Annotated in this window: 25 protein-coding genes; 10 read left to right on the top strand and 15 right to left on the bottom strand. The window is 47.4% G+C overall.

Translation table 11 applies throughout. The annotated features are described in order from the left end of the window. Positions 1-10 precede the first annotated feature (10 nt). The 4 genes from HB364_RS01495 to HB364_RS01480 all read left to right on the top strand — a co-directional run bounded on the left by HB364_RS01495 (position 11) and on the right by HB364_RS01480 (position 4,780). A complete protein-coding gene (locus HB364_RS01495; RefSeq protein ID WP_167286131.1) occupies positions 11-1,327 on the top strand; it encodes a RagB/SusD family nutrient uptake outer membrane protein in 1,317 nt (438 codons plus the stop codon). Between the two features lie 189 nt (positions 1,328-1,516). Then, complete coding sequence (locus HB364_RS01490; RefSeq protein WP_167286130.1) at positions 1,517-2,779, top strand: adenylosuccinate synthase; 1,263 nt, start codon at positions 1,517-1,519, stop codon at positions 2,777-2,779. A gap of 220 nt (positions 2,780-2,999) precedes the next feature. Next, positions 3,000-3,455: a hypothetical protein gene (locus HB364_RS01485; RefSeq protein ID WP_167286129.1), complete on the top strand. Its 456-nt coding sequence runs from the start codon at positions 3,000-3,002 to the stop codon at positions 3,453-3,455. A gap of 86 nt (positions 3,456-3,541) precedes the next feature. Next, complete coding sequence (locus tag HB364_RS01480) at positions 3,542-4,780, top strand: anthranilate synthase component I family protein (RefSeq protein WP_167286128.1); 1,239 nt, start codon at positions 3,542-3,544, stop codon at positions 4,778-4,780. A gap of 274 nt (positions 4,781-5,054) precedes the next feature. On the opposite strand, the gene HB364_RS01475 is transcribed toward HB364_RS01480, so the two are convergent. The 5 genes from HB364_RS01475 to rny form a co-directional block, all read right to left on the bottom strand. Beyond that, positions 5,055-6,155 (bottom strand): lytic transglycosylase domain-containing protein, encoded by a 1,101-nt coding sequence (locus HB364_RS01475; protein WP_167286127.1) that lies wholly within the window; start codon positions 6,153-6,155, stop codon positions 5,055-5,057. Positions 6,156-6,305: 150 nt separating this feature from the next. Next, positions 6,306-7,757, bottom strand: coding sequence for an Asp-tRNA(Asn)/Glu-tRNA(Gln) amidotransferase subunit GatA (gatA, locus tag HB364_RS01470; RefSeq protein ID WP_167286126.1), 1,452 nt, complete (start codon positions 7,755-7,757; stop codon positions 6,306-6,308). A gap of 61 nt (positions 7,758-7,818) precedes the next feature. Then, positions 7,819-8,049 (bottom strand): Sec-independent protein translocase subunit TatA/TatB, encoded by a 231-nt coding sequence (locus tag HB364_RS01465; RefSeq protein WP_246228278.1) that lies wholly within the window; start codon positions 8,047-8,049, stop codon positions 7,819-7,821. A gap of 209 nt (positions 8,050-8,258) precedes the next feature. After that, entirely contained in the window at positions 8,259-8,627 is a 369-nt protein-coding gene (gene rplS / locus HB364_RS01460; protein ID WP_167286125.1) for a 50S ribosomal protein L19, read from the bottom strand. A 72-nt stretch (positions 8,628-8,699) separates the two neighbouring features. Further along, on the bottom strand, positions 8,700-10,265 hold the full coding sequence (gene rny / locus HB364_RS01455; protein WP_167286124.1) for a ribonuclease Y: 1,566 nt from the start codon (positions 10,263-10,265) through the stop codon (positions 8,700-8,702). A 237-nt stretch (positions 10,266-10,502) separates the two neighbouring features. On the opposite strand from rny, the gene HB364_RS01450 reads away from it, so the two are divergent. Further along, positions 10,503-11,648, top strand: coding sequence for a TlpA disulfide reductase family protein (locus tag HB364_RS01450; RefSeq protein WP_167286123.1), 1,146 nt, complete (start codon positions 10,503-10,505; stop codon positions 11,646-11,648). A gap of 64 nt (positions 11,649-11,712) precedes the next feature. Further along, positions 11,713-12,564 carry a DUF6263 family protein gene (locus HB364_RS01445; protein ID WP_167286122.1) on the top strand — a complete coding sequence of 284 codons (852 nt, stop codon included), beginning with the start codon at positions 11,713-11,715 and terminating at the stop codon, positions 12,562-12,564. A 4-nt stretch (positions 12,565-12,568) separates the two neighbouring features. On the opposite strand, the gene HB364_RS01440 is transcribed toward HB364_RS01445, so the two are convergent. After that, positions 12,569-12,859, bottom strand: a complete 291-nt coding sequence (locus tag HB364_RS01440) for a cell division protein ZapA (RefSeq protein ID WP_167286121.1) — start codon at positions 12,857-12,859, stop codon at positions 12,569-12,571. A gap of 151 nt (positions 12,860-13,010) precedes the next feature. On the opposite strand from HB364_RS01440, the gene HB364_RS01435 reads away from it, so the two are divergent. Continuing rightward, positions 13,011-13,265: a hypothetical protein gene (locus tag HB364_RS01435; RefSeq protein ID WP_167286120.1), complete on the top strand. Its 255-nt coding sequence runs from the start codon at positions 13,011-13,013 to the stop codon at positions 13,263-13,265. A gap of 6 nt (positions 13,266-13,271) precedes the next feature. On the opposite strand, the gene HB364_RS01430 is transcribed toward HB364_RS01435, so the two are convergent. The 7 genes from HB364_RS01430 to HB364_RS01400 form a co-directional block, all read right to left on the bottom strand. Further along, a complete protein-coding gene (locus HB364_RS01430; protein WP_167286119.1) occupies positions 13,272-13,559 on the bottom strand; it encodes a hypothetical protein in 288 nt (95 codons plus the stop codon). Between the two features lie 5 nt (positions 13,560-13,564). Continuing rightward, positions 13,565-15,994 (bottom strand): phenylalanine--tRNA ligase subunit beta, encoded by a 2,430-nt coding sequence (pheT, locus tag HB364_RS01425; RefSeq protein ID WP_167286118.1) that lies wholly within the window; start codon positions 15,992-15,994, stop codon positions 13,565-13,567. 181 nt (positions 15,995-16,175) lie between these two features. Further along, positions 16,176-17,411 (bottom strand): hypothetical protein, encoded by a 1,236-nt coding sequence (locus tag HB364_RS01420; RefSeq protein ID WP_167286117.1) that lies wholly within the window; start codon positions 17,409-17,411, stop codon positions 16,176-16,178. Positions 17,412-17,428: 17 nt separating this feature from the next. Then, positions 17,429-17,836 (bottom strand): hypothetical protein, encoded by a 408-nt coding sequence (locus HB364_RS01415; protein WP_167286116.1) that lies wholly within the window; start codon positions 17,834-17,836, stop codon positions 17,429-17,431. Between the two features lie 34 nt (positions 17,837-17,870). Continuing rightward, positions 17,871-18,680: an N-acetylmuramoyl-L-alanine amidase gene (locus HB364_RS01410; protein WP_167286115.1), complete on the bottom strand. Its 810-nt coding sequence runs from the start codon at positions 18,678-18,680 to the stop codon at positions 17,871-17,873. A 17-nt stretch (positions 18,681-18,697) separates the two neighbouring features. Continuing rightward, the gene (locus HB364_RS01405) at positions 18,698-19,774 is read right to left on the bottom strand and encodes a hypothetical protein (RefSeq protein WP_167286114.1); all 1,077 of its coding nucleotides are present in this window, start codon (positions 19,772-19,774) and stop codon (positions 18,698-18,700) included. Between the two features lie 233 nt (positions 19,775-20,007). After that, the gene (locus tag HB364_RS01400; RefSeq protein WP_167286113.1) at positions 20,008-20,253 is read right to left on the bottom strand and encodes a hypothetical protein; all 246 of its coding nucleotides are present in this window, start codon (positions 20,251-20,253) and stop codon (positions 20,008-20,010) included. A 605-nt stretch (positions 20,254-20,858) separates the two neighbouring features. Here HB364_RS01400 and dnaB point away from each other — a divergent pair. Both dnaB and HB364_RS01390 read left to right on the top strand, forming a co-directional pair. After that, entirely contained in the window at positions 20,859-22,427 is a 1,569-nt protein-coding gene (gene dnaB, locus HB364_RS01395; protein WP_167286112.1) for a replicative DNA helicase, read from the top strand. A gap of 88 nt (positions 22,428-22,515) precedes the next feature. Continuing rightward, a complete protein-coding gene (locus tag HB364_RS01390; protein WP_167286111.1) occupies positions 22,516-23,232 on the top strand; it encodes an RsmE family RNA methyltransferase in 717 nt (238 codons plus the stop codon). Here HB364_RS01390 and HB364_RS01385 read toward each other — a convergent pair. Beyond that, the gene (locus HB364_RS01385) at positions 23,229-24,041 is read right to left on the bottom strand and encodes a TerC family protein (protein ID WP_167286110.1); all 813 of its coding nucleotides are present in this window, start codon (positions 24,039-24,041) and stop codon (positions 23,229-23,231) included. The two genes, HB364_RS01390 and HB364_RS01385, sit on opposite strands and share 4 nt — an antisense overlap. Before the next feature lie 61 nt (positions 24,042-24,102). Next, on the bottom strand, positions 24,103-25,197 hold the full coding sequence (locus HB364_RS01380) for a quinone-dependent dihydroorotate dehydrogenase (protein ID WP_167286109.1): 1,095 nt from the start codon (positions 25,195-25,197) through the stop codon (positions 24,103-24,105). A 111-nt stretch (positions 25,198-25,308) separates the two neighbouring features. On the opposite strand from HB364_RS01380, the gene HB364_RS01375 reads away from it, so the two are divergent. Further along, positions 25,309-26,487 carry an acetyl-CoA C-acyltransferase gene (locus HB364_RS01375; protein WP_167286108.1) on the top strand — a complete coding sequence of 393 codons (1,179 nt, stop codon included), beginning with the start codon at positions 25,309-25,311 and terminating at the stop codon, positions 26,485-26,487. Positions 26,488-26,532 lie beyond the last annotated feature (45 nt).

The raw sequence follows: 26,532 nt of genomic DNA, 5'->3' as shown, positions 1-26,532 counted from the left end.
AAAAAGAACTATGAAAAAGATAGTCATCCTATATATTGTCTCGTTTTTTTGTGGGGTTGCTTTGCTTACCTCCTGCAAAAAAGAGATCGGCAATCTTAACAACCCGGTCATTGAGGATTATTTAAACAATGCTACCAAGCCGCAATTGGATAACCTGGTCATAGGAACAGAATCGGGTATGCGTAATAACATGGAGCTATACCTGGAAGTGGTAGGCGTAATAGGACGGGAAATGTACCGGTTTTCCGGCTCAGACCCCCGGTATGTAACGGATTTACTGGGACAAGGAACGGAAAAAGTACTGGACAATAATGCCTTCTATTTAACCAATAACTGGAATGCCCGGTACCGGGTAGTGAAGAATTGTAATTTGATCATACAGGCCACCAATACTACCAATGCAGATATACCTGCCGCCACCAAGAAAGGATACCTGGGCTTTGCCAAAACCATCAAAGCGCACCAGTTACTGCTCAACCTGAACCTTACTTATACCAATGGTATACGTTTGCAGGTAGAAGATCCTGATAATCCCGGTGCCTTTTTAGGATACCCGGAATCACTCACGGCGATTGCCAGCCTGCTGGATGAGGCAAAAACCGATCTTACCGGCGCCACTATTGGCTTTGCGCTTTCAACAGGTTTTGATGGTTTTAAGGATGCTGCCGGTTTAATAAAGTTTAACCGTGCGCTGGCTGCCCGGGTGGCCGTCTATCGCCAGCAATGGGCTGCAGCATTGACAGCGCTGAATGAATCTTTTTTTGATTTGAACGGGTCTTTTAATCTGGGCGTACATATGGTGTACTCAACAGGACCTAATGATCAGTTGAATGCCGCGTATTTCCCAAAGAACAGAGGCGGGGAAGTGCGGGTAGCACATCCCAGCTATGTAACCGATATACTGCCGGGGGATGACAGAATTGGTAAAGCTACAGTACGCACTTCAACCGCTTCATCAAGTGATGGTTCTTTATCCAGTAACCGGGATGTGTGGGTATATACCTCCAGTACCGCTCCTGTTCCTGTTATCCGTAATGAGGAGCTTATACTGATCTACGCGGAGGCAAAAATAAACCTGACTCAAATACCCGATGGCATTGTGGCGCTGAACCGGATCAGGACAGGACATAACCTTCCTGTTTATGCAGGTGGTATTACAGTGGCTGCCCTTACCGCTGAAATGCTGTACCAGCGCAGGTACTCTTTATTCTTTGAGGGGCACCGGTGGGTGGATATGCGCCGGTATGACCGCCTGAACCAGTTGCCAATTGACCGGGCAGGCGATGATGTATGGGATAAGTTCCCGAAGCCATTGACCGAGAATTAAATAAGCTGTTAATTTACCTGCCGGGAAGGCGGGAAGGCGCAAAGGAAAATTGCTTCCTGCCTTTCTGCCTTCCCGGCAATTTTGTGTCCGGGAGCCTTCTTATTTTATTTCCCGCTTTTATCACATTCGCCTATTTTTGCCCTCCCGTTGCTTAGCGGGTTCACGCAAATCATACAAATACTCAGATAGATGGTTGATGTTTTATTAGGTCTTCAGTGGGGCGATGAAGGCAAAGGGAAAATTGTGGATTATTTTGCTCCTTCCTACGATGTTATAGCCCGTTTTCAGGGAGGCCCCAATGCAGGTCATACCCTATATGTAAAAGATAAGAAGATAGTATTGCACCAGATCCCCTCCGGTATATTCCATGAGAATACCACCAACCTGATCGGTAATGGCGTGGTGCTGGATGCAGTAACCCTGCACAGGGAGTGCGAAACGGTTCAGTCCTTTGGTGTTGACTATCGTAAAAACCTGTATATTTCTGAAAGGACACACCTGATCCTGCCCACCCACCGGGCGCTGGATAAGGCTTCTGAACTGCAGAAAGGCAATGAGAAGATCGGTTCTACCCTGAAGGGTATCGGACCGGCCTATATGGATAAAACCGGCCGTAATGGCCTGCGGGTAGGCGACCTGCTGGATAAGAGTTTTACCACCCAGTATATTAAACTGCGCCTGAAGCACCAGAAGTTGCTGGACAGCATGAACTTCCATGAGGATATTTCGGCCTGGGAGGAAGAGTTCTTTGATGCTTTGGAGTTTATGCGCCAGTTTAAGATTGTTAACGGAGAGTATTTTATCAACGACAAGATAAGACAAGGCAAGAAGGTGTTGGCCGAAGGAGCACAGGGCAGTATGCTGGATGTGGATTTCGGTACTTTCCCTTTTGTAACATCCTCCAATACCATTTCAGCCGGTGTATGTACCGGTTTAGGGGTGGCCCCGCAAAAGATAAAGGATGTGATTGGGGTTACCAAAGCTTATTGTACCCGCGTAGGCAGCGGACCTTTCCCTACAGAGCTGCATGACGCTACCGGTGAAGAATTGCGCCGTATTGGCAATGAATTTGGTGCAACTACCGGCCGTCCACGCCGTTGTGGCTGGATAGACCTGGTGGCCCTGAATTTTGCCTGTATGGTGAATGGCGTTACGAAGCTGGTGATGACAAAGGCCGATGTACTGGACGCATTTGATGAGCTGAAGGTGTGTACTTCCTACGTAGTGAACGGGCAGCAAACAACCGAGGTGCCTTTCCAGATGACCAGGGTAGCTATTGAGCCTGAGCTGAAATCATTTAAAGGCTGGAAGCAGGACGTTACCGCACTGAAATCGGCTTCCCAGCTACCGGAGGTGATGAAACAGTATGTGACGTTTATTAATGAATACCTGGGTGTAAAAGTGGCCTATATTTCTAATGGACCCGGCCGTGACCAACTGATAGAAATATAGTATTTCTTTTGAAATATTTGTTTGTTAAAGAAGCCTGTGTATCTTACTATACGTAATAAAACCGGCGTTGCTTATTGACGCAAGTCATTGTGACAATTTGGAAAATTATGGTTTTATTATGAGTACCTTCAAGCGTTCTTTTTTACAGTAAAATTTTTTATTAAAAAAGTTTGGCGAATTGAAAACTTCGCTGAAATTTACAGCATAATCTTACCAGACAATGGCAGCAAAATCTGACAAAGAAAAAAAGACCGGCGGAAGCCCTGCACCAAAGTCTTCTAAGGAAACTCCTAAGAAAGCTTCGTCTAAATCAAAGAAAGAAGAAGACGAAGATGATGAAGACCTTGAGGATGATGAGGAAACTACACCCAAAGCTTCCAAAAAAGCAGGCAAAGCATCTTCCAAGAAAAGTGGTGATGAAGATGACGACGACGACGATGACGTTGAAGATGATGAAGTAGATGATTGGGATAAGCCTGAGGAAGAAGAGGAGTGGGATCCTGACTTTGAGGAATTTGACTTACCCAAGTCAAAGACCAAGAAGGCTGGTTCCGGCAGTGGTGTGAGCGCTGGTAAAAAAGGAAAGGATGATGATGATCTTGGCCTTGATGATGAATTCAAGGACATGGATCTCTTCAATGACCGTGGATTTGATGATGAAGAAGATGATTTTTAATTAACAGCGTTCCTGAGGCGCTTTACAAGGTGAACAGAAGTTTCGCTTCATTCCCGATAAAAGACTTTCAACAGACCAAATTGCAAATGTTGAACTGGTGTAGCCGGTTCAACATTTGTTGTTTATTGGACAACCAGCAATACTCTTCCTCTCTCCATCGCTTTGAATGTTTGCTGGCAGCAGGAGCCATCCATACTGTAAAGGCCAATGCCGGCGAAGGTGCTTTTCAACAGCTACGCGCTTTCCATGATGAACATACTGACTGGCTATTTGGGCATTTGGGGTATGACCTGAAGAATGAACTGGAGCCATTGACCAGCGGACATCCTGATGGTATCGGTTTCCCGGACCTTTTTTTCTTTATACCCGAAGTGGTGGTTCAGCTTAATGAACGCCATATTAGTATCGGTGCTTTCGCTGATCATGAATATATCTATCAGCAAATTATCACTGCAGAGCCACCAGCCGTAAAAACCGGCCGGCCGGCACCTGCCATTCATCACCGGCTTAGCAGGCCGGCCTATCTTGATACCATCCGTCAGTTACAGCAACATATTTTACGGGGTGATTGCTATGAGATCAATTATTGCCAGGAGTTTTATGCCCATGATGCGGCGATTGACCCGTTGGCTGTTTACCACTCGCTGGGCAAGGCTTCGCCCAACCCCTTCGCCGCTTTTTATAAGGTAGAAGACCGCTACCTGGTATGCGCCAGCCCGGAACGTTACCTTAAAAAGGAGGGAAGGCGACTGTTCTCACAACCTATTAAAGGAACCTGGCAAAGGGATCTTACCAACCAGCAGGCCGACCAACAGAACAGGGAACAATTATACCACAGCGCCAAAGACCGGTCGGAGAATGTAATGGTGGTAGACCTGGTACGCAATGACCTTTCGAAGGTTTGTGAAGAAGGGAGTGTGCAGGTAGATGAGCTTTTTGGTATTTACAGTTTTCCGCAGGTGCATCAAATGATCTCTACGGTGAGCGGCCGGTTAAGAAGTGATGTGCATTTCCTGGATGCTATCAGGCATACTTTCCCTATGGGATCTATGACCGGAGCTCCCAAACGTAAGGTGATGGAGTTGATTGAAAGGTATGAGAAAACGAAGCGGGGCGTGTTTTCCGGTTCAGTAGGGTATATCACTCCTGAAGGTGATTTTGACTTTAATGTGGTGATCCGCAGTATTCTATACAATGAGTCTACAGGCTATCTTTCCTTTCAGGCCGGATCAGGGATTACTTTTTACAGCGACCCCGAAGGGGAGTATGAAGAATGCCTGCTGAAGGCGGCGGCGATTAAGCAGGTGCTGGGGGGACAAGGGTAGCAGTAGTGCGATAGGTAGAGGAATTGCCTGGGGATTGCCTAAGGGTTGCCTGGGAATGGCCTAAGAATGGCCTAAGAATGGCCTAATGCATAGTGCTATCTTAGAGCTATCCCCGTGCTATCTTAGTGCTACCTCAGGGCATTCCCCCACCCATTCCGGTGCCATTCCACTGCCATACTCAGGCAATGTCACGCCTGGTTATCCTGAAAAAGAAAAAAGTGATGGCATTTACACCATCACTTTACTATAAAACGAATGCAGTATTGATCTTGCTTTATTTGACTTCTTTCGCTGCCACAGTAGCGCCACTCAGGAGTAACTGAACTGATTCATTCAGGATAACGTACTTGTTGGCCTGGAAAAGTTCCATTTTATCGGCAGGCAGTTTCAGCTCATAGGCATTATCTGCACTGGCCATTTTTTTGTCAAAGTCCGGATTGTACCTGTTAAAGGAAACCTGGTCCATCGCGATGTGACGGGCGATGACAGATGAATGGTATTTACCGGAAACCGTTACGCTTTTGGCGTCCGTGAGCTCCTGGGTGCTCAGGTTCCTTCTGAGCAAATAAGTGGCTGTTACGCCCATTTGCTCAGTAGCTTCGGCCTTGGTTAAGGTAGTTACACTACCCTGACCTTCAAATATATAGTGTGTGCCGATAAACTTTTTAACGTGTGTCCGTGATTCTGCCGGCAGGTAATACTGCAGGTTCCAGAAGTTACGGCTACCGCTTTTACGGATAGCGCTGTACACGTTGCCGGGACCGCCATTATAGGCAGCAATTACCAGCAACCAGTCGCCAAATTCTGTATACAGATCTTTCAGGTATTTGGCGGCAGCATGGGTACTCTTATAATAATCAGTACGCTCATCCCGGCTGCGGCTTACTTTTAAACCCAGGATACGGGCAGTGGCGGGCATTAATTGCCAGGGTCCTACTGCTCCTGCCCAGGAAACAGCCGAACGTTTGAGCCTGGATTCAATAACCGCGAGGTATTTCAGCTCAGTAGGTAAACCATACTTAACGAGGATGTTATCCATCATATTAAAGTATGGACGACCCCAATCCTTCATTTCCAGCAGGTCTTCCGTGTTCTTTTCCATATAGTCCTGAACAAAGCTGATAGCGCGGGGATTCAGCCTTACATTATTTGAGTTGGTCTCAAATAACTGGTTGAAACCCGGATCAGCCAGGGAATCAGACTTCGCTGGTGACTGGATGGTGTCATTAAGTACAATAGTGGCCTTTGCTTTTCGGGCCTGTGTTGATTTGGCTGCCGGCTTTTGGGTAGAGGGTTTCTTTTTACCTCCTGTATCAAATGCCATTAGTAACCACACCAGACTAAAAATGCTGGCGAAAACTAGCTTTCTTTTCATCATCGTTTTTTTAGCACAACAATGCCGACTCTCAGGTATGGATTAAACGGATGATGTTTTAAATAGGAACGGGATCGTCTTTGATAGGATTGGAAGAAATAGTGCTGTAAAGATTAAAACGCCGGGAGTCGATTATTAGGGCCTTTCATTTTAACCGGCGAACCTATACTGCCGCATCCACTGTTGGGATAGCTGGAGCAAATATAATTCGCGAAATCGGTTTGTCATAATCTGCAGCCCATAAGGCATGCCATTACTGTGCCAAAAAAGCGGGATTGAGATGCCGGGAATGCCGGTTAGGTTGGAAAAAACTGTAAAAATGTCAGCTAAGTACATAGCGATGGGGTCGTCCATTTTCTCGCCGAGCTTAAAAGCGGTGGAGGGGGCGGTGGGTAAAATGATCGCGTCGAAGTTATTGAATACCAAATTGGTCTTTTCTACCAATAGTTGTCTTACCTGCTGGGCCTTCGTAAAATAGGCATCGTAATAACCCGCACTCAAAACGAAAGTGCCGAGCATTATACGACGTTTGACTTCCCAGCCAAATCCGTCAGATCGGCTGGACTTATAAAAATCTGTTAAGGCCAGGTTTTTATCCACATTTCCGGTCCGGTAGCCATATTTGACCCCGTCGAAGCGGGAAAGGTTGGAAGAGGCTTCGGCGGTGGTGAGTACATAATAGGTAGGTACGATGTAGTCCAGGTACTCAAAATCCACTGGTTCCACGGTATGACCATCGGCCCGGAGCTTATCAATCAGTGCCAGGATATTGTCCCTTATTTCATTGTCCAGGGCCGGGCTTTCCAGTGCCTCTTTGAAGTAGGTGATCTTTAAAGAGGCTGGTAATGAATTGGTTGCAGTTGAATAAGCGGGTACTTCCACGGGAGATACGGTGCTGTCAAATGCATCAGGGCCGGCCATTACTTCGAGGGTAAGGGCCACGTCGGGTACATTATTGGCAAAGATGCCGATCTGGTCGAAGGAGGAGGCGTAAGCAATGAGGCCATAGCGGGAGATGCGGCCATAGGTGGGCTTCAGCCCTACGATGCCGCAAAAGTCGGCTGGCTGGCGTACAGAGCCGCCTGTATCGCTTCCCAGGCTTACCATACAAAGGGCTGCCTGGACAGCCACGGCCGAGCCGCCGGAAGAGCCACCGGGTACCCGGGTCTCATCCTGGGCATTGAGCACTTTACCGTGGGCCGAGTTCTCGTTGGTAGAGCCCATGGCAAATTCATCACAGTTGGTATTGCCGATGATGATGGCCTCTTCGGCCAGCAGCCGCTCAACGGCTGTGGCATTGTATAGCGAGGTGAAGTTTTGCAGGATCTTTGAAGCGGCAGATACGGGATGGTCTTTATAACAGATCACATCCTTAATAGCTATTACCACACCATGCAGCTTACCCAGCGGTTTGCCCGCTGCGCGTTGTGCATCTAGGGTAGCTGCCCGTTGCAAGGCCTCCTGATCAAATACATGCAGGTAGGCGTTGAGGTGACGATTGTTCTCTATGTTATGCAAAAAATGCTGCACAGCAGCTACGCAGGTGGTAGCGCCATTCAGCAAATCAGCATGGTATTGGGTTATTGACTCGTATGTAAACAAATCCTGGTGCCGGCTTTGAGAGAACAAATCGGTTTGGAATCCACGTAATGAAGGAAGCTATTTATTGCGCAGGGGAAGAGGGAGCTTTCTTATCCTTTTCGCTCATACCTTCTTCAATTTCTTTCTTCACATTGCTCTTGGCATCATTGAACTCACGGATACCTTTACCGATACCTCTCATGAATTCAGGGATCTTACGACCACCAAAAAGGATCAGTACTGCCAAAATAATCAACACCCACTCCATACCACCTGGCATTGAGAGCATCAGGAAATTAGTAGCTACAAGCATGGTACTCTTAGATTTTAAAAATGAAATACGAAATTACAGCTTTTCATAAGTAAAACGTATAAACGGCATCACAAATTACCTGCGAATGCTAGCTAAATACGGTATTTTACTTACGATTAACAAAGTGCCGGATCCCGGGTTCCGGTAATGCATAAAAAAAGCGGAAATCAGGTTGATTTCCGCTTTTATAATTTGTAACGAGCTGATTCCTAAGCCTGCGTAGCAACAGCCATACGTTTTTCCTTGATCCGTGCGCTTTTACCGCTACGGTTACGTTGGAAGAACAGTTTGGCGCGGCGTACACGACCAGTTTTGTTCAGTTCGATAGACTCGATATTGGGAGAGAAAACAGGGAAGGTCCTTTCAACACCCACACCATCAGATATTTTGCGTACAGTGAAAGTAGCTGTACCACCAGTACCCTGACGCTTGATCACATCGCCGCGGAAGCCCTGGATACGCTCTTTACCACCTTCAATAATTTTATAATTAACGGTAATGTTATCGCCTGCTTTAAAGCTGGGGAACTCTTTTTTACCGGTCAACTGCTCGTGTACGAATTGAACTGCTGCGTTCATGACATTCAAATTTTAAGGAGGGCAAAGGTAGCTGAAAATTTCTAATTCCATCCATCTTTGCCAGATTAATTTCTATCGGGCCACATTTACCGATCTTTTTTCCCGGATTACGGTCACTTTTATCTGGCCCGGGAAGGTCATTTCCGTTTGGATCTTCTGGGCTATTTCAAAGGACAGTTTATCGGAATCTGCGTCGGTTACTTTTTCTGCTTCTACTATAACGCGTAATTCACGGCCGGCCTGGATGGCATAGGCTTTTTCCACGCCTGTGTAGGCCATGGCCAGGTTTTCCAGGTCCTTGATACGCTGGAGGTATTGCTGCATGATCTCACGGCGTGCACCGGGGCGGGCGCCGCTGATGGCGTCACAGGCCTGTACGATGGGGGAAATGACATATTGCATTTCCATTTCATCGTGGTGGGCGCCGATGGCATTTACTACAGCAGGGTTTTCTCCATATTTTTCGGCCAGCTTGGCGCCCAGCAGGGCGTGGCTGAGCTCAGATTCTTCATCGGGCACTTTACCAATATCGTGCAGGAGGCCGGCACGTTTGGCCAGCTTGGGGTTGAGGCCCAGCTCGGCAGCCATGATACCGCAGAGGTTAGCTACTTCCCGGCTGTGCATCAGCAGGTTCTGTCCATAAGAGGAGCGGAAACGCATTTTACCAACGATGCGTACCAACTCTTTATGCAGGCCGTGGATACCCAGTTCAATAACGGTGCGTTCGCCGATCTCCATGACCTGCTCTTCGATCTGGCGGCGGGTCTTTTCCACGATCTCCTCAATACGGGCAGGGTGGATACGTCCGTCGGTCACCAGGCGCTGGAGGCTTAAACGGGCGATCTCGCGGCGCAGGGGATCGAAAGAAGAAAGTATGATGGCTTCCGGCGTATCGTCTACGATCAGGTCGACCCCGGTAGCTGCTTCAATGGCGCGGATGTTACGGCCTTCACGACCGATGATCTGTCCTTTGATCTCATCGCTTTCGAGATTGAATACCGTGATGGAATTTTCTATAGCTTGTTCAGCAGCAGTACGTTGTATAGACTGGATGATGATCTTGCGGGCTTCTTTATTGGCCTTTTGCTTGGCGTCGTCAATGATCTCCTGCTGCATGGCCAATGCCTGGGTGACGGCTTCCTGTTTCAGGCTTTCCACCAGTTGCTTTTTAGCTTCATCGGCAGTGAGGCCGGCAATTTTTTCGAGGCGGCGGATGTGTTCTTCCTGGTGTTTTTCTAGTTCGGTACGCTTGAGGTTGACCACTTCTATCTGGCGGTTGAGGTTGTCCTTGATGGCCTCATTTTCCTTTATCTGCCTTTCCAGTTGGTCTACCTTCTGGTTGATGCTCTGTTCTTTCTGCCTGGCCCTGTTTTCGGCTTCATTCAGTTTACGGTTGCGCTCTGATACCTCTTTTTCGTGTTCTGCTTTTAGCTGCAGGTGCCGTTCTTTACTTTCTAATAGTTTTTGTTGTTTAATGGTCTCTGCCTGGGTCTGGGCGTCGGCCAGGAGCTTTTTGGCCTGCTGATCGGCCTCTTCTACCTGGCGTTGGGTGTTTTTAGCGAAGATGAATTTTCCTGCTATGATGCCCGCCACCAGCGCCACTCCTCCAATTATATAGGTTAATGCGTTCGGATCCATTGTGTTTTAAATGTTTAGATTGTTCTACCATATTATGCATCCTCTCTATGTATAGTTCATTGTCCATACGTGAGACGTTAATGTGCGAAAATACGGAAATTAAACAAGCATTCTCGAACCCTCAACCTATTTGCATAATTTCTGTTACGGGCGGGTAGGTATAAATGATGGGTGGCTGTTCTGCGCAGCCATTTATTCTTTAATATTGTAGGGTTCACCACTCAAAATCACTTACGCATGAAATATGTATTAGTTATGGGAGCCGGGCTGTTGGTAGCCGTATCCTCCCAGGCCCAGGCGCCCCAGCAGTTTACCCTTACCGGCAATGTGACCAAAGCAGGAGAACCTATAGAATGGGTTTACCTGACTTATGCGGTTAATGGGGAACGTAAAACCGATAGTGTACAGGTAAAGGACGGGCAGTACAGTTTTTCGGGCCAGTTGACAAACCCTACTATGGGTAGCCTCCGGGCAAAGTACCCCGCGGAGTCTGAATCGTCCAAAAGAAGGCCCATGCAAAGGGATTATGCCACGGTTTTCCTGCAAACCGGCCAGATTGCGGTGAACAGTGCGGATTCATTCAGTAATGTAAAGGTAACAGGATCACCGGCCCATGAAGAGTTTGTGAAGCTGAATGAGCAAACCAAACCGTTTAATGCACGCCAGAAGGAATTGTATACTACCTATACAGCGGCCATGAAATCGGGAAATAAGGAAGAGGCTGCCAAAATAGATGCGCAAATCGATGCCTTGTATGAGGAAATGAATGAGAAAGTATATGGTGGCTATGTAAAGGCCAATCCGAAATCGCCCATCGCTTTGTACGCTTTCCAGCAGTTTGCCGGCTATGATATCAAGCCTGCAAAGGCAGAGCCGCTCTTTAATACACTGCCGGAAGCTGTGAAAAGTTCAAAGGCGGGCAAGGATATAAAAGAACGGATTGAAATAGCCAAGAAGACAGAAGTGGGCAGTTATGCCATGGAATTTACCCAGAATGATACCCTGGGCAACCCGGTAAAGCTTTCTTCCTTCAGGGGTAAATATGTGTTGATAGATTTCTGGGCAAGCTGGTGCGGTCCCTGCCGGGTAGAAAACCCCAATGTGGTAGTGGCCTATAATAAGTATAAGGACAAAGGATTCCAGGTATTGGGCATTTCACTGGACAGGCCTGATGCCAAGGAAAAATGGCTGAAAGCGATCCATGATGATCAACTGACCTGGACACATGTTTCTGACCTGCAGTTCTGGAAGAATGCGGTAGCTGTTCAATATGGTATACAGGCTATCCCCCAGAATTACCTGGTAGATCCACAAGGAAAGATCATTGCCAAGAACCTGCGGGGCGAAGATCTGCAGAAGAAATTGGCGGAGTTGTTTAATTAGTCGGGGGTTCTTTGTAATATCACAGGCACATTGCCCGACTAACATTCTATATAATAATTGAAATATGAAAAAACTGTTATTTATCCCTTTAGCCCTTTCCACTGTTTTTGTGAGCGCCCAATCGCTGAGCCGTAAAGCTGTCTTTGCCAAAGGCCAGCAACTGGAGCGGGTGGCGGCTGTTAAGATGAATTTTAGCATGGAAATGATGGGCCAGGCCATCAGTTTCGATAATAATAATACGATCACTTCCCTGGTGGAGGTTAAGAATGCCACAGCAAAAGATTATGCGATCGAGAGCACCGTTAAACGTGTTGTGATGAGCATGAGTGGCATGGGGCAGGAGATGAACTATGATTCTGATAAGAAGGAAGAGACCACGAATGAAATGACCAAGAAGATGAAGGAGATGGTAGGTAAGGTGAGCCACCTGACGGTAGATACCAAGGGTATTATTGTAGCCAGTGATGACACCAGCAATGCGGGAGAAAAGGCCGACGGCTTTATGGGCATGGCCAACAGCTTTGCCAATACCGGCCATAAGCCTGGCAAGAATTATGACCTGGTAGCCGACCTTCCTGAAAAAGCGGTAAAAGCGGGTGATACCTGGGCTGATTCTTCTGTATCCAAAGAAGGTAAGACGACTACTAATTATAAGGTGCTGGAGGTGAAAGGAGCCGAAGCCATTGTGGACCTGGATGGTACGATGACCCAGAGTGGCGAAACCGAAGCCAACGGCATGACGGTGAATTTATCTATTAACGGCAAGATAAAGGGCCAGTATACGATGGACGTAGCTTCGGGTATTATTAAAAAGCGGATTGCCACGATGGATGCTACCGGCACCATGGATATGGCAGGGCAATCGATACCTTTTACCATGAAGGTGACTATGGACGAAGGAATAGCCAGGAAGTAAGGGTTTACCCTTGCAGGATCCGGTCGAGGAGCTTTTCCATAGACGTTAATTGTTTGTCGGTTTCACTTGATATAAGCGGCTGGTCTCCGGCCGCTTTTTGTTGTGTGGCATACCAAAGGACCACCATGGCTACGTAATCCTGCATGTCCTTACCGGCAAACTGGGTTTTGAACTCTACGATCTTATCATTGATGAGTTTGATGGTCTTTCGTACCACTTCCTCATCGGGAGGGGCGATGCGGATGCGGTAGGTGCGATCGCCGATGACTACATTTATAGGAATTAGTTCTTCCATTGCTTGCAAATTTGAAAAGAGTGTTCTATATTTATCCACACAGAATTAACAACTGGATATCTGGTACACTTTGGACGCTAAATGGATCGTTTTGGATGGTTAAGGGAAAGACCCGTATTCTATGATTACAAACACCAAAACCAAGCGAACTATGTTTGCAAAAGTAAAGTCGTCCATCTTCATTGATGTCCTGACACTCGAATTAGTAGCACCTATCCGTTCCAGTCTAAAAGCCATCTTGCGCGACGAAAAAGGCGATGAATGCAGCCGTCTTGAGGCCAGTGTTCCCAAAGGTGACAATACAGTGACCTGGAAAGGGCTCAACGACCTACCCTACGGCATCTACACTTTAGAGCTTTCACAGGGAGACGATGAAATGAAAATGCGTTTAGTAAAACGGGTATAGTTCATTTTATTGGCTCAGCATGGCAATACACCGGTCAATTTCCCGGATGTACAGATGCAGGCGTTTATCCAGCTCTTTTTTGTCAGCTTCGTCCAGTTGGCCGGTAGCTGTCTTCAGAGCGGCAATTTTGATTTCCAATTCTTCTACTTTCCGGGCCTGCAGTGCATCTTTTGCCTTAAGCTCCTTCAGCTCTTTTTGCAGCCGGTCATTGTCTTTTTGCAGCACCTGGTATTGCTGCAGCACCTGCTGCAGTTTATCATTGATGCGTTTCCATGGTTGCTGAGTATCTGACATAATACTTATTTCCTGATTTCGGCCTGGAGGTCTTTTTCCAGGGCGGTCATGATCTTGTTCATCATGCCATCAATCTCCTTGTCGGTAAGGGTCTTTTCTTCGTCAAGGAAGGTAAAGCTGATAGCGAGTGATTTTTTGTCGGCGCCTATTTTCCCGCTTTCAAAAATATCGAACAGTTGTATATCCTGTAATTTGTCTATCCGCGTCTTTTTCACGGTGGCTTCTACTTCTGCATAGGGCAGCGCTTTGGGTACGATCATGGCAAGGTCGCGGTGAACAGGCAATTGCTTGGGCAACTCGGTTACTTTCAATACGCCTTTTGCTACTTTCTTCAGCAATAGCTCCCAGTCAATATCGGCAAAAAACACCGGTTGTTTGATATCAAAGCGCTTGAGTTCATGGGCTGCTACAGTACCTAATACAGCTATTACTTCATTACCGGTCTTTACTTCGAGGCTATCTGCCAGCTTCTGGCTGGTAGTGATCTCCCAGCTTGTTTTAATAATCCCGGTAAGCTGCAATATTCTTGCCACGATTCCCTTGAGGTAATAGCCATCAACCGCATATCCCTTTGCTTTCCAGGAGTCTTCCTTCACCTGGCCGGTTATGTACAGGCAAACATGCTCCTGCTCACTATAGTTGCCGGGGGCAATCATGTGGTATGTTTTGCCAAACTCAAAGAACTGCAGGTTATGGTTTTTCCTGTTGAGGTTATGGGCAATGGCTTCCAGGCCGGTTTCCAGCATGGAAGGGCGCATGATGTTGTGGTCGGCGCTGAGGTTATTCAGTAACCGTACAGCGGTACCCAATTCCGCCTCATCAAAGTAAGCGGCATTGGTGATGGAATTGGTAAATATTTCATTGAATCCAAGTCCTACGAGGTAGTTGGCCGTTTTTTCCTTGTAGGTATGTTTATAGCCATCTGTCTCAATAGAAGGGGAGATCATGATGGAGGTGGGTATCTCTACATTGTCCAGACCGTCTATACGCATGATCTCTTCCACCACATCAGCAGGCAGGCTGACATCGGGTTTGCTATAAGGCGCATTGACCCATATATTGTCCATTCCTTCTTTGATGATCTCAAAGCCGAGCGTGGTCAGGATCTTTTTAACGGTATCGGGGTGGTAGTTCTTCCCGCTCAGCTTGCGCAGATAGTGGTATTTCAATACTACGGAAGCTTTCTCCCTGGGATCAGGGTAAACATCTACCATATCGGACGCTATTTCTCCGCCGGCCAGCTCTTTGATCATTAAGGCGGCGCGCTTCAGTACATTGACGGTATTGCTGATGTCTACATTCTTTTCGAACCGGGTGGCTGCATCGGTGCGCAGGCCATGGCGGAAAGATGTTTTCCGGATATCAATGGGGTTGAACCAGGCGCTTTCGAGGAAGATGTTTTTGGTATCTGCCTTTACGCCGCTGTGCAGGCCGCCGAATACGCCGGCAATACACATGGGTTCGCTATCGCCATTGCAGATCATGAGGTCTTCTGCACTGAGCTTCCTGGTCTTTTCATCGAGGGATACAAAGGCTGTTCCTTCGGGCAGGTTTTTGACCCGTATTTTCCGGCCCTTGATCACCTCTGCATTAAACGCGTGCAAAGGCTGCCCGGTTTCATGGAGTATGAAGTTGGTAATATCTACGATATTATTAATAGGACGCTGCCCTATGGACCTCAGTTTATCCTGCAGCCATTGCGGGCTTTCTTTTACCTGTATGCCGGTAATGCTGATACCGGTATAGCGCTGGCAGGCATTGGTATTTTCAATTTCTACTGTAATGGGCAGGCTGTTATTATCGGTCTTAAAAGTATTGCTGAAGGGAGATTTAACCCGGTAGTCTTTTTTATCATGGTGTACCAGGTAAGCGGTCACATCCCTGGCCACGCCCAGGTGGCTCATGGCATCCATCCGGTTGGGGGTAAGCCCTATTTCAAAGACCCAATCGGTATAGGGTTTGAAATAAGAAGCTGCCGCCATGCCTACTTTTGTTTCAGCGGGCAATAGGAGGATGCCGTCGTGGTTGTCGCTAAGGCCGATCTCATCTTCGGCGCAGATCATCCCGTAGCTTTCCACGCCCCGTATTTTGGCCACTTTCATGGTAAGGGGATCGCCATTTTTGGGATAGATGGTGGTGCCTACGGTGGCTACGATCACTTTCTGGCCGGCAGCCACATTGGGGGCGCCGCAAACGATCTGTAAAGGATCGCCATGGCCGATGCTGACAGTAGTAACAGATAGCTTATCGGCGTTGGGGTGCTTTTCCCTGGTGAGTACTTCCCCAATGACCAGGCCCTGCAGACCACCTTTGAGGCTTTCATATTTTTCCAGGCTTTCTACTTCCAGGCCCACGGCCGTTAAGATCTTGCTCAGTCGCTCAGGCTCAATGGTTACCGGCAAATATTCATGTAACCAGTTATACGAGATCGTCATTAGTTAGTATATCGTTTGAATGCTTATTGATTAACTTGCTCTTGTCTCCTGCCCATGGTAATGGAAAGGGACGGCAAAGATAAGGATTAGCGGGGGCATAAATGTTTTTGCCCAATGACATATCTCATCAGGGAATGGCTATACAGCCATAGCTGTAATAGGTGCAAAATGTTTATGATTATTAGTTCGTGATCTTCCTGGCTCCGCCAAATCCGGCAATGAAGTTGAGGGCCGAAACGATATTTCCTCCTTTACTGATGGCGCCATCAAAGTTCCTTCCAAATGAAAAGGTAAGTTTCTGGTTTTTACCGATGTCATATTCTGCGCTGAACACCAGGCGCCAGGATGAGGGCAGCTCGCTGGTGCCCAAAACGCTCCGGTACAAAGCTTCGCCGCTGAAGGTGAATTTGTCTTTAAATGCACTCAACAATGCCCGGGCCCCTGCGTCAAATGTAGAAGCTTTGTCTTTCTGCAGTTTACCAGCCGGGTCGGCAAATATTACATCGGGGTGATAGAGATACCGGGCAATGAACATGGTGGTGATGCCGGAATTACCATTTTCATACCCCCCGGTGAGCCAGGCGCCGGCTTTTTGCACATAGCTGTTGTCGAAACGGTTATCGGGAAAATCAAATGCGACGCCTCCGGAGAAGTCAAGAAAAGGGCCTACTCTTTCCTGTTTAAAGCTCACGGCTATTCTTTGAGTCTGCGTATAAGCTGCTGATGCGGCTTGCATATCCTGGTTGGCTTTTTCAACGCCCGCGTTCTGAAGCTCCTTTATTTCAGTGATTATTTGTCGTTGTTGTTCTCTCTTTTTGTCCGGATCAAGTGCTGCATCAGCACTTACTGTCCGCAATTTTATTTGCAAGGCACTGACCGCAGCAGTATCCGTGTATGCTGTAACCAAACTATCAAAGTCGCGCAATAACAATTTCTGATAGGCGATAAGACTGTCGTAGGTATTTTTTGTGGCTGTTGACCAGGCCGGCCTTATGATAGAGAATTTAATACCTAACCCTGTTTTAGTGGTTTTTAAACTGTCTACATCCTCCTGCCCTTCGGGGCCCTGGTAGGTAAACCCTGCCGACAGGACGAATGATTGGACAAAAGTGTATTTGTTATTGTTAAATTCATTGAGTGTATATTTTCTTTTACCCATCAGGAAGGGAGCAATTTCAAAAGCATAACTTTTAGGAAGGGTAGTAAAGTTATTGGTGGCGTTTTGAAGTGATACCCTGAAGGCATTCAGGTCGGTAGGGCGTTCAATGGCATTGGTTGAAATACCCAGCATATTGAAGGCCGGCGATACCGGTGATTTTAATATATCGAGGGTGATGGTAGTGTCTATGCCTTCCTGGGCTATACCTTCAAGCGTGATAAACGCCATCAGTGATAAGGAGTAAAGAAACCTTCTCATAGGTAATTATTTTAAGATTAAGTAGTAAAGAAGATAGATATTTTGTAACCAACGGAGCCGCCCTCTTTCTGTACCGATCTTTGCATAACAAAACGGAATGGCTCAGTGCCTCCTGTTAAATTAAAATCGAAACTGGTAAGGTTGGTTTTTTTTGACACATCCGTTATAACAGTGGTTACTTCCAGAAATTTCCCGTCCAATGATTTATTGCTTCCGAGTTCCTGACCTCTGATAGAGCCAATTACTTCGGGTTGTATGGTAACGCCATCCAGCACTATTTTTGAAATACCGGATTGCCCGGTGTCTCCTATTTCAATATCTAATATAACCTTGTTGTTTGATTTATTCACAAAGTATAGGTCTGCATGGGAGGTTTTTCCTGAAGATTCCTTCAGTAAGGTGGCTAATGATTTTTTCTTGGCCATAACGTTAAGTTTAATAATTGATGATTAAAAATACTCACTTCACCCCGCCGCTCCAGAAGAAGTTGCCATTGGCATCTTTATACCAGAGTGAATTGTTGTTTACAGGCTCGCCATTGGTTATTAACGCTGTAAATTTTATTATAGTACCGGGGGGCAATACCTGCACTACGGCTGCCCTGGTAGAAGGGGCCTCGCGCAGGTTGAGCCTGACCGATACGGTAACTTCTCCCGATTGAATGGCTTCTACGGGATCCGGCGGCGCATGGCCAATAGCTAATTTGAATTCGGCTTCTACATCCCGCAAGAGTTGCTCATAGGTGCGGCGGCTGCGCGCCAGTCCGGTAACGGGGTCTGTTTTGCGCGCGGGATCCAGGAAGAAATGGCCTACTATGTCTTTGGAGGGATCCAATTTGAACTCGAAACACAACCTGGCCAATACCCATACAAATTTTTCATACGCTTTATCTGCATTGATGGTGCCGCCATAACAGTATTCCACGCCAATGGCGCCATCATTGGCATTGATGCCATAGAGCTCATTGTCTTTCGTTACTTTCTTGAGTACATGGAATGCTTTTTCGGGTGGCCCTGTTAATGCGGGCACGCATTCGATGATCTCTTTATCATCTACAAACAGATGGGCTGAGGCCGTTTTGGCAGGCTCTACCGTTTGGCAGGTATTGATGTAAAATTTTACGTTGCCGGCAGCCGTAGAGCCGGGATTGCCGGTATCATGGGCTACGAGGAAACGTACTTTTTGAATGGGAATGGCGGCCCGCCTGCGTGACGGAGCAGGAATGTAACGGGGTATGATGATGAATCTTTCTGTGAATGTACCGGACATAGCAATCAATTTAAAGGTTAGCCAACTGGTTTTTCTTCTGCGTCTTCTGTGCCTTCGGGTGGTGCCGGCAATGTATTTTCAGTTACCGGTAGCATCTTTTTGGGGAAGATAGTATTGCCTGCCTCATCTGTTACCTCCAGCGCCAGTTCTGTTTTGGCCTTGTCTTCATCGGAGAGGGTATAGCTAAAACTGATCTCCTCATTGGTGATGGTGGGGTTGGGAATTGCTTTGTCCTCTATTTTAATGATCAGTTTTTTACTCTTCAGGTTTTTGCCTTTGAGGACGATCTTGTTCTCTCCTTCTTTTGCCAGTTCATCCGGTGTAAGGCCTTCTATTTTTAGGGCAGGATCGGTGAGCTTATTGGGCCTGTTGTCTTTGGGGCTGAAGAGTACGTCGAAGACCTCTTTGAGCTTCTGGGTAGCAATATCGGTGAACAGGCCTGAAAGAATGGCCACGGTGAGTGTACGGTCGAGGTCTACATTGGCGGGGTCATTGGTGGCGCCAAAGGCAAAGTATAAGGCCAATGCCAGGGCGGAGGCTGTAAAGGGGCGTACCCAATACCATAGAATCCAGCTCTGTTCAAATTTGCCGGCACCCACGAAGGTGGTGAAGGAGGTGGCAATATGGATCATGTTGCCCAGGAAGCCGCCGGCGGCCACCAACAGGAGCAGGATGGTATTGAGGTGGATGTAACAATGTTTTTGCTGCTGTGCAGTGGCAATGGTAGTAGTAGTGGCTGGTTTTTCCGGTGCTGCTTTGGCCGGCGAATCAGCTTTGAGGACAGTATCTGCTTTACTACCGGTGTCCTTTATAGCCGTGTCTTTGGGGGCAGACGCAACCGCCGGTTTAGCTGGCGGCTGTTTAGCTACTGAATCCGGCTGTGCCTTTTCCAGGTTACAGGCACTGGTATCTAATGTCATGGAAAACCAATGGTACCTGTACTTGGCGCATTTCTGCGGAGGGTCGGGTAACCGATCGGGCCAGAAAGCAATGATAATCAGAATAGGAAGTACCGTGAAGATAATGAGCAAGCTGCCGGCTATAATTTTTCCTTCCCTGTTGATCTGAGGATTTGCATTGTTGTTGTTTGCCATGCGGGTTGTTTAATAGATGAGCAATCGAGTCCTACAAGGTAGCGGACTCCTGGTTCAGGATGCAGGGTGAATACACCCGTTTTCCGGGGTTAAACATGAGATCGAATGGTTGGGCAGGAGCCGCAAAGCTGGGAAGAATATTTGTGATTGTCAATACCACAAACCGGGTAGACAGAAGGTATGGTGGTGGGAGTAATAGCGCTGTAAGGTCACTGTAAAGCCGCTATAACCGTTTAGTTCTTGCTGATAAAAAAGTTGAATGGGGGGATGGTAGCAGATAGCAGACGGTGTATACGTTCCGGGCGTTGTTCCATGCGGTAGCGGCGTAACCGGGCGATCTCGATGGTGTTGGAGAAGGCGAGTGCCTTGGTGGTCAGTAACCGGCTGCACAATTTCTCATATTGTATCAGGAGCTCCAGTTCTTCTCCCTGCTGATCATTCAGCAATACCTCATAGTGCCTAAGTTGATATACCCGCATGGTGGTTTAAAGTTGACAATACTAATATCGCTTTTAAAACAATACCAGTAAAGGTTTGTTTATTTTTTGTGTTTAAAAATACTGGATTTAGGCCGGTTTCAGCATTATGAATGGATTAAAAACCGCGTGCTATAGGGGTTTCCTTATACCCGGAACGGGTAAACCCTTAGTGCTGCTGTATCTCACCTCAATGACCTCTTTACCAAATTTTTGGGGTATAATTCTTTCGCACAAGGGTGTGTGTATTTCGTTTGGGCAGGGGTGCCAAACTTTTGTAAATTGGGAATATCCTGCACATCTATGTGGATAACCCCATAAATGATGTGGATCGGCTCGTGAATTGCGGGTGATTAAATATAGGTTCCAGATTTTTTTTTCCGGGACGGGAGGCGGTTATATATTCGCCGTCCTGACTGAAGCGGTAACATTCAGATAACCCTGGATTAACAATTTCGTAATACAAGACTGGAATACTAACCCGCGAGTCATTGGTGCCGCTTTTGAACGGCATTGAGTGACCAGGAGCTTCGTCGTCCTCAATGAAAACCGTAGTTCAATAAAATGTATAGCCAATTGTTCTTTTTACTTACTGACCAATTGAACCAATGGAATTAACGAATTTCAATAAAGACCGAAAAGCGCGCCGGAAAGGATCCATAGATCTGAGTACGATGGTGTATGGAAAGGTACCCCCCCAGGCCAAGGACCTGGAAGAAGCTGTACTGGGTGCTATTATGCTGGAAAAGAGCGCTTTTGATACGGTGGTGGAGATCCTGAAGCCGGAATGCTTTTACGTGGATGCCAACCAGCGTATTTACCGGGCGATGCTGAGCCTGCAGCAAAAGAACCAGCCTATTGATATCCTGACGGTAGTAGAGGAATTGAAAACGAAGGATGAGCTGGAAATGGTTGGTGGTCCTTACTATGTGACCAAGCTCACCAATGCGGTGGTTTCATCGGCCAATATTGATGCCCACTCCCGGATCATCCTGCAGAAGTTCATCCAGCGTGAGCTGATCCGCATCAGCGGCGAGATCATCAGCGAGTCGTACGAGGACAGCACAGATGTATTTGACCTGCTGGATGAGGCGGAAAGCAAGTTGTTCGAGATCACCAATAATCACCTCCGGAAGAATTTTGACAGTATCGACAGTGTGTTGGTGAAGACGGTACAGCGTATTGAAGATATGCGTAACCGGACGGAAGATATTACCGGGGTACCCAGCGGGTTCTCTTCCCTGGACAAGGTAACCTACGGCTGGCAGCCTTCTGACCTGGTGATCCTGGCCGCCCGTCCTGCGGTAGGTAAAACAGCCTTCGCCCTTAACCTGGTGCGTAATGCTGCATTGAGTCCGTCAAAGCCCACGCCGGTTGCGTTCTTCAGCCTTGAAATGAGCTCTGCGCAGCTTGTACAACGTATCCTTTCGGCCGAAAGTGAGATATGGCTGGAAAAGATCTCCCGTGGCAAGATGGAAGAGCATGAGATGAAGCAGTTGTATGCCAAGGGTATCCAAAAGCTGGCACAGGCGCCTATTTTTATTGACGATACAGCCGCCCTGAACGTATTTGAACTGCGTGCCAAAGCCCGCCGGTTGAAAAATAAACACAATATCGGATTGATCATTATCGACTACCTGCAGTTGATGAGTGGCGGTGGCGGTAAGAACCAGAACCGTGAGCAGGAGATCAGTACGATTTCCCGTAACCTGAAGACACTGGCTAAGGAGTTGATGGTACCGATCATTGCCCTCTCCCAGTTGAGCCGGGCCGTGGAAACCCGTAAGGAAGGTAATAAGATGCCTCAGTTGAGTGACCTTCGTGAATCCGGTGCCATAGAACAGGATGCGGACATGGTAATGTTTATTTACCGTCCTGAATATTATGATATTACCTCCAATGAAATGGGGGAAAGCAATAAAGGGGAAACACATATACGGATAGCCAAACACCGGAACGGTTCCCTGGAAACGATCAAGCTGCGGGCCTTGCTGCATATCCAGAAGTTTGAAGAGATGGACAATGATGATTTTGGCGGTATTGGCGGCGGCGGCGGTAACTGGAAGCCTGTACCTACTGAAGGGGCTGATGGCGGTGGTGGCGCCAAATTGTTTATACAGGCCGGTAGTAAGATGAATGATATGCCCTTCGGCGATGACGATGATGCGCCGTTTTAAAATATTATAAACTTCTGAGGTTGTTTTTATCCTAAGCCCTCCCACTATGCAACAGGGAGGGCTTTTTCATTTTCGCTTATCTTGCAGCATGAGTTTACCCATCTTCTATATAGAATCTGCTGCTGCGGTTAATGATGTTATTACGCTGCCGGAAGAGGCTTCCAAACATATTGTACAGGTATTGCGCAAAGAGGTTGGAGAACTGGTACAACTTACGGATGGTATGGGTAACCTGCTCACGGCTGCCATTATTAATGACCATAAGAAGAAATGCGGCATACGTATTACCGAAGCGCAGCACGCTCCTGCACCCGAACGTACGATCACGGTGGCTATTTCTTTATTAAAGAATGCCAGCCGCTTTGAGTGGTTCCTGGAGAAGGCTACAGAGATCGGTATACAAAGGATTATTCCCTTGTTGTGTGAACGGACAGAGCGGGAGCATTTCCGGCACGACCGGATGAAGAGTATTCTTATCAGCGCCATGCTGCAAAGTCAGCAAAGCTGGCTGCCAGTATTGCACCAGCCGGTAGGTTATGAGCAGTTGTTTCGCCAGGAGGAGATCATCACGATTTCCCAAAAGTTTATCGCGCATTGTATGGAAGACACGCGACTGACCCTGCAGCAGGAGGTACAGCCTGCCAGTCCTTCTCAGATCATTCTTATCGGGCCCGAAGGGGATTTTACCGCTGCAGAAGTAACACTGGCTTTGCAACACCAGTTTGTACCTGTTACGCTGGGCACCAACCGGCTGCGTACAGAAACGGCGGGTGTGGTAGCTGCTACGTTGTTAAAGATTGTTTAGTGCGCCATGTCATCAGCGGCCTGTGCACTTTTATCTTCTAATGTGGGCTCATTCAGGTGCACCACTCTCTTGGCCTGTCTTTTCCGCATGGTCATATTGAGGAGTTCTACGCCAAACGAGAAGGCCATACCAAAGTAGATATAGTTTTTCAGGTGAAGCTCATGCGCTTTTTCCGCATCCCAACCTTCAATAACAAGGCTTAAGCCAATCATGACCAGGAATGATAAGGCCAGCATTTTAACGGTAGGGTGTTCATGCACAAAAGATGATATCTTAGGGCTGAACAGGAACATCACAATCATGGCAATGACCACGGCAGCGATCATGATCTCTACATGTTTGGCTGTACCACCCGCTGTAATGATACTGTCGAAGGAGAAAACGGCGTCAATGAGCATGATCTGCCCCAATGCCTGTCCCAGGCCCAGGGGCTTCTTATTTTTTGTACTGGCATTGGGATCCTCGCCTTCCAGCTTATGGTGTATTTCCATGACTGTTTTATAGATGAGGAATAAGCCGCCACCCAGCATAACGAGGCTGGCCAGATCGAAGCCTTTACCAAACCAGCTTTCAGGAATAATGTATTTGCCTTTTTGTTCCAGCAGCCAGCCAAGACCCAATAATAAGAGGCTGCGTACGATGATACCACTGATCATCCAGAAGCGTCTTGCCTTTTTTATTTCTTTGGCGGTGTGCAGGCGGTTCATGATGATGCTTACAAAGATCACATTGTCTATGCCCAATACTACTTCCAGGATAACCAATATTACAAAACTAATGATACTGTCCGTCGTGAAAAGATGTTCCATTTGTATGATAAGTTGTAAAAGTTGTTATTTGTTACAGCTTGTTGTTATTAAAGTTTTCTGGTTATGCCAGTTCCTGGCAAATATTCTGAACAATTCCCGGGCCTTCGTAAATGAAACCTGTCCATACCTGTATGAGGGAGGCTCCTGCCTGTAATTTTTCCCTGGCATCGGCGCCGGTAAAGATGCCGCCGGAAGCAATAACAGGAATTGTTCCCTGGGTCTTTTGCGCAATGTATTGTACAATTTCTGTGGACCTTTGGGTCAGCGGTTTACCGCTTAGTCCGCCTGCACCTATTGTAGACAGTTCTGCATCGGGGGTCTGAAGACCGGAGCGGTCAATGGTTGTATTGGTAGCTACCAGTCCATCCAGTTTTATCTCCAGCGCCAGGTCTATTACATCATCAATCTGCTCCCGGGTAAGGTCGGGTGCAATTTTCAATAATAAGGGTTTGGGTTCCTGGGTGGCGCTGGCCAGTGTTTGGTTGATGGTTTGCAGGTGGGATAATATTTTCCGCAAGGCATCTTTTTCCTGTAGTTCCCGCAATCCGGGTGTATTGGGCGAGCTTACATTGACCACAAAGTAATCCACGCAATCAAACAGTTCACGGAAGCAGATCTCATAATCCTTCCAGGCGTCTTCGTTGGGGGTCACTTTATTTTTACCGATGTTGCCACCGATGATGAGTGATGAGTGGTCCCGATAGCGATCGGGAGTGAGAGGTGAGTCCTTTGCTTCGTTCTTTTGCTTTTCCCTCCATTCTTTGAGCCGCTTGGCGACCATTTTGACCCCATCGTTATTAAAACCCATACGATTGATGAGGGCCTGGTCTTTCGGGAGGCGGAAGAGGCGGGGCTGGTCATTACCTGCTTGTGGTTTGGGGGTTACGGTACCAATTTCCACATAGCCAAAACCCAGGGCTTCCAGCTCGTTGAGGTACAGGGCATTTTTATCAAAGCCTGCTGCCAGTCCTACCGGGTTTTTAAAATGCAGGCCAAATAGCTCATGGCGGAGCTGTTGATTGCCAGGGGTATTCTTTTGGCTGATGAGGCGCTTAATAAAACCAACCTTACAGGCCAGTTTCAGGGCATTCATGGAAAAATGATGTACTCCTTCAGTTGGGAAAAGGAATAGTAATTGTCGGATGAACTTATACATAGACAGCCGCGAAGATAGGTATTTTGAAAACTTCACTCTTCTTGTTACCTTTGGTATACAAGGTTGCATAAACAACTAACTTGTTCTTCAGAAATTAATAAACTTCTTTATATGCAAGAGGCATACATCGTAGCAGGGTTTCGTACTGCTGTAGGCAAATCTAAAAGAGGTGTTTTCCGTTTTTACCGGCCCGATGATCTGGCCATTGATGTGATTAAGGGGGTGATGGCTTCGGTGCCGCAACTTGATCCCAAGCGGGTAGATGATGTGATTGTGGGCAATGCTGTTCCGGAAGCAGAGCAGGGATTACAGGTAGGCCGTATTATTGCCGCCAGGGCATTGGGTTTTGATGTGCCGGGGATGACGGTTAACCGTTATTGCGCCTCCGGACTTGAAACGATTGCCATTGCTACTGCCAAGATCCGTACAGGGCAGGCAGAGTGTATTGTGGCAGGCGGCACGGAGAGCATGAGCCTGGTACCTACAGCGGGATGGAAAACCGTCCCTGCTTATTCTATCGCCAAAGATGAGCCTGATTATTACCTGAGTATGGGGCTTACCGCAGAAGCGGTGGCCAAAGAGTATAATGTGAGCCGCGAAGACCAGGATGTTTTCTCCTATAACTCCCACAAGAAGGCTATCAACGCTATTCAGCAGGGGTATTTCAAACCGGGTATACTGCCTGTTACCGTAGAGCAGGTATATGTGGATGAAAAAGGAAAGAAGAAAACAAAGAGTTATGTAGTGGATACGGATGAGGGGCCACGCCAGGATACGAGTATGGAAGCATTGGCCAGGCTGAAACCTGTTTTTGCGGTGAACGGATCTGTGACAGCCGGCAATTCTTCGCAAACATCGGATGGCGCTGCCTTTGTGATCGTGATGAGTGAGCGGATGGTGAAGGAACTGGGCCTGAAGCCCATTGCCCGGCTGGTGAATTGTGCATCGGCAGGTGTGCATCCCCGCATTATGGGCATAGGCCCGGTGGAAGCTGTTCCCAAGGCATTGAAACAGGCAGGTATGAACCTGGGACAAATAGACCTGGTAGAGTTGAATGAAGCCTTTGCTTCGCAGGCGCTGGCCGTGATCCGTAAGCTGGAAATAAATCCTGCTATCGTAAATATCAATGGAGGTGCTATCGCACTGGGTCATCCGCTGGGCTGTACTGGCACCAAGCTTACTATCCAGATCACACACGATATGAAACGCCTTAATAAAAAGTATGGCATTGTAACGGCCTGTGTAGGCGGCGGTCAGGGGATAGCAGGTATTATTGAAAATATTAATTAGAAGAATACAGCATTCAGCATCCGGTATTCAGAAGTCTGCAGAAAG

Origin of the sequence: Paraflavitalea devenefica, from assembly GCF_011759375.1 — a bacterium.
Classification (GTDB): domain Bacteria; phylum Bacteroidota; class Bacteroidia; order Chitinophagales; family Chitinophagaceae; genus Paraflavitalea; species Paraflavitalea devenefica.
Note: the sequence above shows the minus strand (reverse complement) of the source record. Positions and strands in the feature narration are given on the sequence as shown.